Here is a 12,439-nt window from a genome sequence, read left to right as displayed (position 1 = left end):
ATCCGGTTATTTGGGTTCTTTGACGAAAAAGCGCAGCAAGTCCTCGCTCAGATGACCGTCCGCGGCAAAAATTTTTAATTTGATGGCGTATTCGCCCGGGGCCAGGGCGGGTAAATCCAGCAGTACCTGGCCGGGTTTGGCGCCGGGAGATGCGCTGATGGAGGTCATCACGTCGCCGGCGCTGACCAGAAACACTTCGGACAAATCCAGTTCGACTTTGGAGTTGAACGACAACTCGACCTGGCTGGCCTGATTGACCGGCACCGGTTTCAGTTTCAGCGAATTGTGGGTGACTACGGCATGGCCGAAGGCGCCTTGGCTGGCGGCCAGAGTCAAAGCCAATAAAATCCTGATTACAAAACGCATGCTGATCTCCTTATTTTTTGTTTTTCAAAGCGTGGCCGGCCAGGTTTTTACCCAGCGTCCAGATCGAGCCGGTGACGTTGTGAGTGTCGGCGATGGTTTTTTCTACCGAGTTGACAATCCAGTCGCGGTCTTTTTCGGTCAAAATCAGCGGCGGCAGGAATTTGACCACGTTCATACCGTGGCCGGCGACTTGCGCCAATACCCGGTGCTCCTTGAACAACGGAATCAGGATCATCTGGCAAAACAGGCCTTTGTTGGCGGCTTCCAGCATCGCCCAGGCGGCTTTCAGACCTAAGCTTTTCGGGGCATGGAATTCGATGGCGATCATCGAGCCCTTGCCGCGAGCTTCTTTCAGGAACTCGTATTTCGGCACCATCGCGTTGACGGCGGCGATGATCTCGTTGCCGATTTTGGCGCTGTTTTCGACCAGTTTTTCCTGATGGACCACATGCAGTGCGGCCAAACCAGCCGCCATCGCCATATTGTTTTTGGAGAAGGTGGAGCCGTGCACCACGGCGCGGTCCATCCGGTTGAACACGGTGTCCATGATTTTGCTGGTCATCGCCACGCCGCCGACCGGGACGAAGCCGCCGGACAGGGCTTTGGCCATCAATATCATGTCGGGTTTGACGCCCCAGTGTTCGATGGCCCAGAACTTGCCGGTACGGCCGATGCCGGTCTGGATTTCGTCGGCGACGAACAGCGTGCCGTATTTTTTACACAGGCGCTCGACTTCCGGCAGGTAATTATCATCAGGGACGTTGACGCCCTTGCCTTGAATCGGTTCGACGATGAACGCGGCCACGTCCTTGCTGCTCAGCGCATTTTCCAGGGCTTCGAGATCGTTGAACGGCACCGAACCGGTGTCCGGTAGTAGCGGGCCGAAGCCTTCGCGGAAAATGTGCTCGCCGGTCAGCGACAGCGAGCCCATCGTCAGACCGTGGTAACTGTGTTCGCAATGCAGGATCCGAGAGCGTTTGGTGGTGTAGCGGGCGAATTTGATCGCCGCTTCCACGGCTTCGGTACCGGAATTGCAGAAGAACATTTTTTCCAGATTATCCGGGCAGGTAGCCAGGATTTCCTTGGCCAGCAAGCCGCTCAACAGTGACACATCCATTTGCACCAGATTCGGCAATTCCATGGTCAGGGTTTCCTGCAAGGCGCTGACGATGGTGGGATGGTTGCGGCCCATAGCGAACACGCCGAAACCGCTAAGCAAATCCAGGTATTGGTTGCCGTCTTCGTCGTAGAGGTATTGGCCGATCGCCCGCTTGTAGTTGCGGTCGTAACCGATGGTGCGCAGCACGCGTACCATCTGGTTGTTGAGATATTGCTCGTGCAGTTCGAATTTTTCCCCGAAGTGCTGAGTAAAAAGATCGGCAATGCTAAAGGACATGTAATACCTCGTGGTGGTGCGTCGGCTGGCGCTTGATCTCGGCGCCGGCAACGCTGATTTTGCTAATAAATGGCGATTTCGTTTAAATGCCTGGCGATGGTTTTCAGGGTTTTTTGTGCGGCGTGAAAATGCAGGCCAAGCTTGACCAGTGCCGGCACTTCCCAGGGGTGTAGCGCCAGATGGCACAGCAGCTTGCCAAGCTCGACCTGCCCCTGTTCGTTCATGGCCCGGGACACGGCCGGCGGTAAGTCCAGCGTCACCGGGTCGGCGATGGCGCGCAACACCAAACACGGCAGATTGGACTGGCTGGCGACCTTGGCAATCGCGCCGCTCTCCATGTCCAGCGCCATGGCGCCGGTGTTGCGGTGGATGGCTTGCTTGTCTTCGCTTAGCGCCACGATGCGGGTTTCGGTGACCAGTTTGCCGTTGCCGACAGCGAGTTTTTCGCCGAGCCGGCTACTCACCTTATCCGACCAGAATTTGTCGGCTTCGTAAATCTGCTGGTCGAAAAAGATCCGGTCGGCGATCACCAATTGCCCCGGCCGCAGTTGCGGCGCCAGCGCAGCGGCGCAACCCCAACTGATCAAACGATTGGCGCCCTTGGCAATCAACAGATTTGCCGCGTTGGCGGCGTTGTGCGGCCCGGCGCCGGCGTAGGCGACCAGCGTGTCGTCGCAAAGTCTCAAGCATTCGCCCTGCGCTAATTTGCGGCTGGTCAGGGTCGCAAGTTCTTCCGGCAGCGCAACGACGATTCCGCAACTCACGTTAGTGTTTGTGCAATTCGTTACGGTATCTGGCCAGTGCCCACAACGGGAAGAATTTGTCGTAGCCGTGGTACTTCAAATAAAACACGCGCGGGAAACCCGGTGCGGTAAAGCAGGGATCGTTCCAAACGCCGTCGGCTTGCTGGCTGCGCAACAAAAACTCGATGCCGGCCTTGACTTCTTTGCTGTGTACTTCGCCGGCGGCAATCAGGCCCAACACCGCCCAGGCGGTTTGAAAGGCGGTGCTGAAGTGGTAGCGGCCGCGGTATTTCCGGTCGTCGTGGTAGCTCAGATTGTCTTCGCCCCAGCCGCCGTCCTCGCGCTGCACGCTTTTCAGCCATGCGGCGGCTTTGACGTACATCGGGTCGGTTTTCGGTAAGTCGGTTTGCTCCAGACCCAACAAAGCGGACCAGGTGCCGTAAATGTAGTTGGTGCCCCAGCGGCCGAACCAGGAGCCGTCGGCTTCCTGTTCGCTACGGATATATTCGATGGTGCGTTGCAGCGCAGGGCGGTATTCGTCGTGGCCTTTGGCGACGCGGGCCATCAGCATCGCGCAGCGGGCGCTGACGTCGACGGTTGGCGGGTCGAGCAGGGCGCCGTGGTCGGCGAACGGAATTTCGTTCAGATAGTAATAGGTGTTGTCGACATCGAACGCGCCGTAACCGCCGTTTTTGGACTGCATGCCGACGATCCAGCGGGTAGCGCGGTGGATGGATTCGTCCAAACCGTCTTGCTCGGATTCGGCCATCGCGAAACCGACGATTGCGGTATCGTCGACATCGGGATAATGCGGGTTGGCGAATTGGAATGCCCAGCCGCCACCGGCCAAATCAGGTTTGCTGACGCGCCAGTCGCCCGGTTCGTCGGACAGTTGCACGCTTTTCAGCCAGTCGTTGGCTTGTGCCAGTTGCGGTGCGTTACCGCGCTTGTCGGCTTCGATCAGCGCCATGCTGGCCAGGGCAGTATCCCAGACCGGGGACAGGCAAGGCTGGCAATACGCTTCGTCTTCCTTAATCACCAACAGTTTGTCGATGGATTTGCGGGCGATTGCGACATTTGGATGGTCGTGCGGCATACCGAGCAGCAGCATGGCCTCGTAGGCGTTGACCATGGCCGGAAAGATGCCGCCCAAGCCGTCTTCGCCGTTCAAACGCTCGGTAAACCAAGTCAAGGCCTTGTCTATCGCGCGCTTACGCATGCTCTGCGGAATCAACGGTTCGGTCACGCGGCCCAGTTGGTCCAGCGCCAGAAAGCATTTATTCAGCAGCGTACGCTCGGGAAAATAATGCTTTTCTTCGTCCGGATGCACCACGAACAATTCCAGGATGTCTACCTTATGCGGATTCTTGGCTTTGGCCTTCAGCGTGCACAGGATGAACAGCGGTACCATCACGGTGCGCGACCAATAAGACACTTTGTCCAAGTGGAACGGAAACCACTTGGGCAGCAGCATGATTTCGACCGGAATGTAGGGTACGCCGCGCCAAGGCAGTTGCTCGAATATTGCCAGTGCGATTCGGGTGAAGACGTTGGCGCGCGCCGCGCCGCCTTGGCTCAGGATCCAGTTGCGCAGTTGCACCATATGCGGCGCGTCGATCGGATCGCCGGCCATTTTCAAGGCGTAATACACCTTGACGCTGCAGCTGATGTCGCCCTGGCCGCCGGTGAATAGCGGATAGCTGCCATCCGGATTTTGCCGGCTACGCAGATAAACTGCGATCTTGGCTTGGAGTTCTTCGTTAATGTCGTCCAGGTAATGCATCATCATGATGTATTCGGACGGAATGGTGCAGTCGGCTTCGAGTTCGAATACCCAATAGCCGGCCGGATTTTGCAAGCCGAGCAGTTTCGCCTGCGCTCGGTCGATCGCGGCTTGAATTTTGCCCGGGCTGATGGCAGCCGCCGAGCTGTGTTGGGAAAAGTCGTGATTGCTGGTCTCTACAGGGGCTTCAGTAAACATGGCGATTCCTTATGGTCCAGTGTGAGATACGGGTGAATACTGCCAGTCAGGGGTTTTTAAGCCGCTGCTGGTGAGATTGAAAAGCAGTGACAGCAGCCAGTTGCTGCGTGCCGATAATTTGCTGGCGATAATCGTGGCCTTGACGCTGTTGCGACTGATCTTGACCTGATTGGATTCGTTGAAGTCCAGGTGCTGTTTGATCTTCTTTAAGGTCAACACCGCCATGCCCAGTGCCCACAGGCAGAAGTTGCGGATGCCGGTTTCGTGGCTGGGCAACAGTTGGGTGTAGGTCAATGCGTTTTGCAAATGGCCGTGGGCGATACCGATCAGGCGCTCCAGGCCCTTGCGGAAGCGTTCGTCGTTGGTGGTCGGCGTCAGATCGGCCAAATCGAAGCCGGTTTCATCGAATATGTCCTGCGGCAGCCAGCATACTCCGCGTTTGGCGTCGTCCCAGATGTCTTTCAGAATGTTGGTCATTTGCAAGCCTTGGCCGAACGAGACCGATAGCTTCAGCAGTTCCGGCCGATGCTGATCGATTTCCGTCGAGTAGTGGCAGAACAGTTTTGCCAGCATTTCGCCAACACAGCCGGCCACGTAGTAGCAATAGTCATCCATGTCTTTCATGGTTTTCAGACCGGCGTGCAGGTCGAGGGCCTGGTAAACCGGCATGCCGCCGGCCATGGTTTCCACACAGCACGCCAACGCGTCTATTTGTGGGGTCGAGAGGCTGTGGGTGATGGCGATGACGCGGGGGATCAGCCGGATCAGGCTGTGCTCGGCCGGAATGGTTTGTGCGGAAAGCAGCGGAGCCAATTCGGCGGCAAACGCCTCAGCACCGCGGCCGGTCTTAACGATGTCAATAAAACGGTCGCAGAAGCCCTTTTTTTGTGCTGGGCTAAGGGAAACTTCGTCTTCGATAGTGTCGACGATTCTACAGAGTAGATAAGCATTGGCCACGGCCGGATAGAGCGTTTTCGGCAACTGCGGAATGGTCAGCGCAAACGTACGCGACACGCCTTCAAGCAGCACGGCTTGAAGTTCTTGGTCGGATAGCTGTTTCAGCAATTCCGGGTTATCGATGGGGGGTGAAATCCGTTCATTTACTTTTTAGTCTAACTATCGGTAGCGGCAATGATAGACTGTTTGTTGGGGTTTTGCAAAGCGATGTTGCTTTAAGGCAAATTTGCTGAGATTGATATTGCTGTTTGGGATTTTGGTTCTTGTTTGGTGTGCTTTCGTTATGATTTATAAGGCATATTTTGTAGGGCTGGGTTTGCAGGCGGCGGGGTTTGAATCTGTGATGGTTGTGGTTTTGCAAAGTACTTCCCAAGTAGGTTGTTGTTTTTTGCGTATTTCGACTGGAGCAAGGTATAAAAAAGTAGTATTCTTACCACATCTAGTTGTGCGTCCGCTTGTTTCTCTGGCTTGGTGGTCGTTGGTTTGGGCGCGCTCCCGATAGTAATGGCTCGAATGCTGTTGTTTTTTTGTAACAGCGTCGTAGCTGAAAGTCTTGAAAGTTTTTGGAGAATAATGCCGTGAGTGTTCCTTTACGTCAGCAATTGGCTGTGGGTAGTTATCTGATCAAGCAAAAAATTAAAGGAGTCAAAAAGTACCCTTTGGTTTTGATGCTGGAGCCTTTGTTCAGATGTAATCTGGCTTGTGCCGGTTGCGGTAAGATCGACTATCCGGACGACATTTTGGATAAGCGCTTGTCTGTGCAAGAGTGTCTGGATGCAGTGGATGAATGCGGTGCGCCGATGGTTTCTATTCCGGGCGGGGAACCATTGATTCACAAGGAAATGCCGCAAATCGTCGAAGGCATCGTCGCCAGAAAGAAATTCGTCTATTTGTGCACCAACGCATTGTTGTTGAGAAAGCGCATCAACGATTACAAGCCGTCGCCTTACCTGACATTCTCTGTGCATCTGGATGGCTTGAAAAACCGTCACGACGCATCGGTCTGTCAGGACGGTGTATTCGATATCGCGGTAGAAGCGATCAAATTGGCTCTCAGCAAGGGGTTTCGGGTTACGATCAACTGCACGCTGTTCCAGGGCGAAACCCCGGAAGAAGTCGCCGAGTTTCTGGATTATGCGATGGAACTTGGCGTGGAAGGTGTAACGATCGCGCCTGGCTTCAGTTACGAGAGGGCGCCACGTCAAGACGTCTTTATTAAAGGCTTGGAAGTTAAAAACTTATTCCGCGGCATTTTCAAAATCGGCAAGACCAGAAAGTGGAAGCTGAACCACTCCTCGCTTTATTTGGATTTTCTGGCCGGCAATCAGAACTACGATTGCACACCGTGGGGTAATCCAACCCGCAATGTGTTCGGGTGGCAAAAACCTTGCTATTTGTTAGCGGACGAGGGCAATGCTTCCTCGTTTCAGGAACTGTTGGACTCTACGCCGTGGGAGAAATACGGTACCGTGAAGAATCCCAAATGCGCTAACTGCATGGCGCATTGCGGTTATGAAGCTACTGCGGTTGAAGATACCTTGGCTAATCCGTTGAAAGCCCTGCTTGCAAAGATTCGCGGGCCGAAAACTGCGGGGGACATGTTGCCGGAGAAACAGCCCGAGTTCGTGATGAATTACAAAAAAAGTTCGATTTCGGAAATTCCGGTCAAAGTCGAATCTTAAAATAGTCGCTCTAAATATGAGGTTTCGATAAGCGTTATGTTCAACAGAATGTATTCCGTACTGGGCTTGCTTGTGTTTCTAATGTTCTCTCCGTTGGCGACGGCGGAAGAGCAGACTGCGAGACAGGTGGTCGACGAGTTTCAAAACGAATTGCTGGGCATAATGAAGCAAGGCAAAACCTTGGGCTTCAACGGCCGTTATGACAAATTGGACGTACTGGTTAAGAAAAGTCACGATTTGCCAAAAATCGCTCGTATTGTGGTCGGTAAGCAGTGGGAGGAGTTGACTCCTGAGCAACAGGAAAAATTGGAAACAGTGTTCAGCCGGCTCAGCGTTTCCGCGTATGCGCATAATTTCAAAGATTTTTCCGGGGAATCGTTTAATTTCGTTTCTGAGGAAGAGACTGGCCGCGGCGGCGTGGTAATTCATACCAATCTATTGATTCCCGGCGAGAAAGACGTCAAATTCGACTACATGATGAAGAAAAAGGACGATGGTTGGCGAATTATCAATATAATAGCGGATGGCGTCAGCGATTTGGCATTGAAAAGGTCGGAATATACCAGTGTTTTGAGTCGGGAAGGTTTCGATGCTTTGATTGCCAAAATCAACGAAAAAATTGAAAGTTACGCGAAACAATAGTTTGCCAGGAATTGTGAGTGATGTTTTTTAACCCCTGTTATCAAGGTAAAAGCCAAGCCGGCTTGATGTGGGCCGTGCTGTTTTCCGGTGCTTTATCGGTCGGCGGTTGCGCGAGTACGGAACCAAAAGATCTAGGAACCACCAATATTGCCGAGTCCAAAACCAATTCGGTCGATCCTTACGAGGGTTTCAACCGATCGATGTATGGTTTCAATATGGGCCTGGATAAGTATTTGCTTAAACCGGTAGCCGACGGTTACAAATTCATTACTCCGGATTTCATGGAAACCGGCGTGACTAATTTTTTCACCAATTTGAAGGGTATCAACGTCGTTTTGAATGACTTCCTGCAAGGTAAGGTTAGTCAGGGGGCATCCGATACTGGCCGGTTTTTGACCAACTCGACTATCGGTTTGTTGGGGCTGTTCGATGTTGCCAGTGATTTAGGTATGCAAAGCAATGTTGAGGATTTCGGTCAGACGCTGGCGGTATGGGGAGTCGATCAGGGAGCTTATTTGGTGCTGCCGATTTTAGGCCCGACCACAATTCGCGACGGTTCGGCCAGCATTCTCGATCGGGCGGCAAACCCGAGTACTTACCTGCCGGGCACTGGTATTGTCGAGGGGATTAACGACAGGGCCAATGCCGAAGGTGCATTAAATTTCATCGACGAGGCGGCGTTGGATCCTTACGTGTTTACCCGCGAATCGTTTTTGCAATACCGGCAGAATCTGGTTAACGACGGTAAGCACTCGGCCGAAACTTACGATATCGATGTGGATTCGGCGATAGAGGACGAAACGAGTTCGGCAAAGCCGGCAAAGGCGGTCGACAAGCCGAAGCGGCCGGCCGGAAGCGGTTCGTTAGGTCCTCAATCCAGCTTGAATCCTGCTATCGATGGCAACGCGACAAAATCTGACGCTTTCGAGAATATGTCGCAGTCTTTCGAAAAGGCCGAGGCTCAGTTCGAACAGGCCGCTGCGAAGATGGATGAATTCAGCAGTAAAAAAAAAATGCGGCGTAAACGCCGTTGATTTAGTTTAGAGACGCACGGAGGCGTCTTTTAGCCTAAATCAGTAGTGCAACAGGGAATGCACTTCGTAGCCCGCCAGTTTTTCCCGTCCCGCCAAAAAATCTAATTCCACGACGAAAGCGCAGGCAACCACTTCGGCCCCCAGCTTTTCTATCAATTCGCAACTGGCTTTGGCTGTGCCGCCGGTAGCCAGCAAGTCGTCGATCAAGAGCACTTTGTCGTCGCTGTCGACGGCGTCGATATGGACTTCCAGTTCGGCCGAGCCGTATTCCAGGTCGTAAGACACGCTTTGCACGTCGTAAGGCAGTTTGCCGGGTTTGCGTAGCGGTACGAACGGAATGCCCAGCTCCCAGGCGACTAAGGCGCCAAAAATGAAGCCTCTGGCCTCCATGCCGGCCACCGCAGTAATGTCGCGGCCTAAGAACGGATGCAGCAATTGGTGGACCGACAAACGCAACGTGGCCGGGTCTTTGACCAGTGGCGTAATGTCTTTAAAGATAATGCCGGGCTTGGGGAAATCAGGAATATCGCGGATTTTATTGCGTAAACGGTCCATTTATCACCTCGTGATTATGCGCAAAAAGCTTCGATCTGCTGGCGGATGCCGTTGACATCGAGCCGGCACAGGCTGAGCAATTCCTCGCGGGAACCCTGCTCGACGAAGCGGTCGGGCAGGCCGATGTTCAACACCGGTATCAGAATCTTCTGCTGTTGCAGGAATTGCAGTACCGCACTGCCGGCGCCGCCGGCAATGACGTTTTCCTCGACCGTGACGAACACGTCGTGGCTTTTGGCCAACTGCAGGATCAAGTCTTCGTCGATCGGTTTCACAAAGCGCATGTTCGCCACCGTGGCGCCCAGTTGCTTGCCGGCTTCGACGGCCGGCGTCACCATCGCCCCCCAGGCCAGAATCGCAATCCGCCCGCCCTGGTGTCTGATTTCACCCTTGCCGATTTCCAGCGTGCTGAGGTCCGGGTTGATCGCCGCACCGGGACCCTTGCCGCGCGGATAACGCACCGCGGCCGGGCCGTGGTGGTGGAAGCCGGTGGTCAGCATCTGCCGGCATTCGTTCTCGTCGGCCGGGGCCATCACCAGCAGATTGGGGATGCAACGCATATAGCTGTAATCGAAGGCGCCGGCATGGGTCGGGCCGTCCGGTCCCACCAGACCGGCTCTATCCAGCGCAAACAGTACATCCAGATTCTGCAAAGCCACATCGTGAATCAACTGATCGTAACCGCGTTGCAAAAAGGTCGAATAAATCGCCACCACCGGCTTGGCACCCTGGCAAGCCTGACCGGCGGCCAAGGTCACCGCGTGCTGCTCGGCAATCGCCACGTCGAAATAGCGCTTCGGAAATTTCTGCGAAAACTCGACCAAGCCCGAGCCTTCGCGCATTGCCGGGGTAATCCCCAGCAGGCGTTCGTCTTGTGCCGCCATATCGCACAACCAACGGCCGAACACCTCGGTATAGGTCGGATGCGGCGACGGCGCCGCCTTCGGTAGAAAATCCTGGGTCGGGTCGAAGGCCGGCACGCCGTGATAGGCCAGCGGATCCTTCTCGGCCGGGGCATAACCCTTGCCCTTTTTGGTCACCACATGCAGGAACACCGGTCCGGTCAAATCCTTCAGATTCTCCAGCGTCGACACCAGCATCTCCAGATCGTGACCGTCGATCGGCCCGAAATAATTGAAGCCCAACTCCTCGAACAAGGTCCCCGGCACGATCATGCCTTTGACATGTTCTTCCGCTTTCCGCGCCAGTTCCCAGACGCTGGGCATACTGGACAACGCCTTCTTGCTTTCCTTCTTGACCGACGAATAAAACTTGCTGGATAAAATCTTGGTCAGGTAATTATTCATCGCCCCGACCGGCGGTGAAATCGACATCTCATTGTCGTTCAAAATCACCAACAGATTGGCATTGACATCGCCGGCATGATTCATCGCCTCGAACGCCATACCGCCGGTAATCGAGCCGTCGCCGATGATCGCCACCATCTTCTTGTCCTCGCCGCGCAACTGCGAGGCGATCGCCATACCCAGCGCCGCACTGATCGAGGTCGAGGAATGGCCAACGCCAAACGCGTCATACTCACTCTCGTCGCGCGACGGAAATGCCGACACCCCGCCCAGGGTACGAATCGTCGTCATCCGATCCTTGCGGCCGGTCAGAATCTTGTGCGGATAAGCCTGATGGCCCACATCCCACACCAACTGGTCCACCGGGGTATCGAACACATAATGCAAGGCCACGGTCAGTTCCACCGTACCCAGGCCCGCGGCGAAATGGCCGCCGGAAATACTGACCGTGTGCGTCAAATACGAACGCACCTCATCGGCCAACTGCGGCAGTTGCTCTTTCTTCAGGGCGCGAATGTCGGTCGGGCCGGCGATGGTGTCGAGTAGCGGGAAGTTTCCGGAAGATGTCATGTTGTTATTATTTCCTTGGGGCCGCAGGGCAGTGAGAAAAGCAGGGGTCTAGTGGGTGCGCTCGATGATGTACAGGGATAGTTCCCTTAACAGGTCGGCTTCCGGACCGAAATCGGCCAAACTGGCCACCGCTTGCTCGTGCAGTGCCTGGGCTTTTTCTTTTGCTCCGGCCAGACCCAATAAAGCCGGGTAGGTCGGCTTGTCGTTATCCACGTCCTTGCCCTGCGTTTTACCCAGCGTTGCCGTGTCGGCTTCAATGTCGAGAATGTCGTCTTTGACTTGAAACGATAAGCCGATGCATTTGGCGTAATGGTCCAGTTTTTTGGCGGCGTCGGCATCCAGGCCCGGTTTGGACAGGGCCGCCAAGTTGACGCTGGCCCGGATCAAGGCACCGGTTTTGTGAATGTGCATGTTTTCCAGTTCTGGCAAAGTCAGTTTGCGTCCGACCGAGCCCAAATCGATCGCTTGGCCGCCGACCATGCCTTGCGAACCGCTGGCGCGGGTCAAAGCCGCGATCATCTTGACTCTGGCTTCCGCGCCGACCTTGATGGCGGCGTCGTTGGCCAACACGTCGAAAGCCAGTGCCTGCAGGGCGTCGCCGGCCAGGATCGCCGTGGCTTCGTCGAATGCCTTATGGCAGGTCGGCTTGCCGCGGCGCAGGTCGTCGTTGTCCATCGCCGGCAAGTCGTCGTGGATCAGGGAGTAAACGTGGATGAATTCCACCGCACAGGCCTGGGCGTCCAATTCTTCTTCGCTCAAACCCACGGCCACGCCGGTGGCGTAGGTCAGCAACGGCCGGGTGCGCTTGCCGCCGTCTAAAACGCTGTAGCGCATCGCGGCATGCAGCGTCTGCGGCAAAATGTTGTCGCCGGGCAAGCGGGCGTCCAACGCGCGTTCGACGCGGTTCTGGCAGGCGACTAAATATTCTTTCAACTTACTCATCGGTGAATGGCTCCAAAGTTTGCTGGCCGTTTTTCTCTAATAAAATCTGTACTTTCTGTTCGGCTTCCTGCAAAGCTTGCTGGCAGGTCCGGGTTAAACCGACGCCGCGTTCGAAGAATTTCAACGATTCTTCCAGCGTGATGTCGCCGCGCTCCATCTGTTCGACCAACTTTTCCAGTTCGGCCATGGCCTCTTCAAATTGGGCAGCGTTTTTGCGTCTCGACATGGTTTGCGCGGCTATGCTCGAAAAAATGACCGAGCATT

12 protein-coding genes are annotated in these 12,439 nt (G+C 54.9%); 3 read left to right on the top strand and 9 right to left on the bottom strand.

Features of this window, described 5'->3' with window-relative positions:
* Positions 1-6 precede the first annotated feature (6 nt).
* From PL263_RS09050 to PL263_RS09030, 5 genes are all read right to left on the bottom strand, one after another.
* Positions 7-366: a copper resistance CopC family protein gene (locus PL263_RS09050; protein WP_278212707.1), complete on the bottom strand. Its 360-nt coding sequence runs from the start codon at positions 364-366 to the stop codon at positions 7-9.
* A gap of 10 nt (positions 367-376) precedes the next feature.
* The gene (locus PL263_RS09045) at positions 377-1,762 is read right to left on the bottom strand and encodes an aspartate aminotransferase family protein (RefSeq protein ID WP_278212706.1); all 1,386 of its coding nucleotides are present in this window, start codon (positions 1,760-1,762) and stop codon (positions 377-379) included.
* Between the two features lie 62 nt (positions 1,763-1,824).
* Complete coding sequence (locus tag PL263_RS09040) at positions 1,825-2,526, bottom strand: phosphorylase (RefSeq protein WP_278212705.1); 702 nt, start codon at positions 2,524-2,526, stop codon at positions 1,825-1,827.
* A 1-nt stretch (position 2,527) separates the two neighbouring features.
* The gene (shc, locus tag PL263_RS09035) at positions 2,528-4,486 is read right to left on the bottom strand and encodes a squalene--hopene cyclase (RefSeq protein ID WP_278212704.1); all 1,959 of its coding nucleotides are present in this window, start codon (positions 4,484-4,486) and stop codon (positions 2,528-2,530) included.
* 9 nt (positions 4,487-4,495) lie between these two features.
* Entirely contained in the window at positions 4,496-5,551 is a 1,056-nt protein-coding gene (locus PL263_RS09030) for a phytoene/squalene synthase family protein (RefSeq protein ID WP_278212703.1), read from the bottom strand.
* Between the two features lie 470 nt (positions 5,552-6,021).
* Between PL263_RS09030 and hpnH the strand changes: the two genes are divergently transcribed.
* Genes hpnH through PL263_RS09015 form a run of 3 tightly spaced genes read left to right on the top strand, consistent with a single transcriptional unit; the run spans position 6,022 to position 8,801 of the window.
* Positions 6,022-7,125: an adenosyl-hopene transferase HpnH gene (gene hpnH, locus PL263_RS09025; protein ID WP_278212702.1), complete on the top strand. Its 1,104-nt coding sequence runs from the start codon at positions 6,022-6,024 to the stop codon at positions 7,123-7,125.
* Between the two features lie 36 nt (positions 7,126-7,161).
* Positions 7,162-7,767 carry an ABC transporter substrate-binding protein gene (locus PL263_RS09020; protein WP_140913610.1) on the top strand — a complete coding sequence of 202 codons (606 nt, stop codon included), beginning with the start codon at positions 7,162-7,164 and terminating at the stop codon, positions 7,765-7,767.
* Between the two features lie 20 nt (positions 7,768-7,787).
* Complete coding sequence (locus PL263_RS09015; protein WP_278212701.1) at positions 7,788-8,801, top strand: VacJ family lipoprotein; 1,014 nt, start codon at positions 7,788-7,790, stop codon at positions 8,799-8,801.
* 39 nt (positions 8,802-8,840) lie between these two features.
* On the opposite strand, the gene PL263_RS09010 is transcribed toward PL263_RS09015, so the two are convergent.
* The 4 genes from PL263_RS09010 to PL263_RS08995 are packed head-to-tail and all read right to left on the bottom strand — an operon-like array spanning position 8,841 to position 12,401.
* Positions 8,841-9,356 carry an adenine phosphoribosyltransferase gene (locus PL263_RS09010; protein WP_140913612.1) on the bottom strand — a complete coding sequence of 172 codons (516 nt, stop codon included), beginning with the start codon at positions 9,354-9,356 and terminating at the stop codon, positions 8,841-8,843.
* 14 nt (positions 9,357-9,370) lie between these two features.
* The gene (gene dxs / locus PL263_RS09005; protein WP_278212700.1) at positions 9,371-11,233 is read right to left on the bottom strand and encodes a 1-deoxy-D-xylulose-5-phosphate synthase; all 1,863 of its coding nucleotides are present in this window, start codon (positions 11,231-11,233) and stop codon (positions 9,371-9,373) included.
* A gap of 48 nt (positions 11,234-11,281) precedes the next feature.
* Positions 11,282-12,175: a (2E,6E)-farnesyl diphosphate synthase gene (gene ispA / locus PL263_RS09000; RefSeq protein WP_140913833.1), complete on the bottom strand. Its 894-nt coding sequence runs from the start codon at positions 12,173-12,175 to the stop codon at positions 11,282-11,284.
* Positions 12,168-12,401, bottom strand: a complete 234-nt coding sequence (locus PL263_RS08995) for an exodeoxyribonuclease VII small subunit (RefSeq protein ID WP_140913834.1) — start codon at positions 12,399-12,401, stop codon at positions 12,168-12,170. The genes ispA and PL263_RS08995 overlap by 8 nt, the downstream gene beginning before the upstream one ends.
* Positions 12,402-12,439 lie beyond the last annotated feature (38 nt).

The sequence above is a fragment of the Methylomonas sp. EFPC3 genome (genome assembly GCF_029643245.1).
Lineage (GTDB): Bacteria > Pseudomonadota > Gammaproteobacteria > Methylococcales > Methylomonadaceae > Methylomonas > Methylomonas koyamae_B.
The sequence above is the reverse complement of the archived record's forward strand: the minus strand, read 5'-3'. Positions and strand labels throughout refer to the sequence as shown.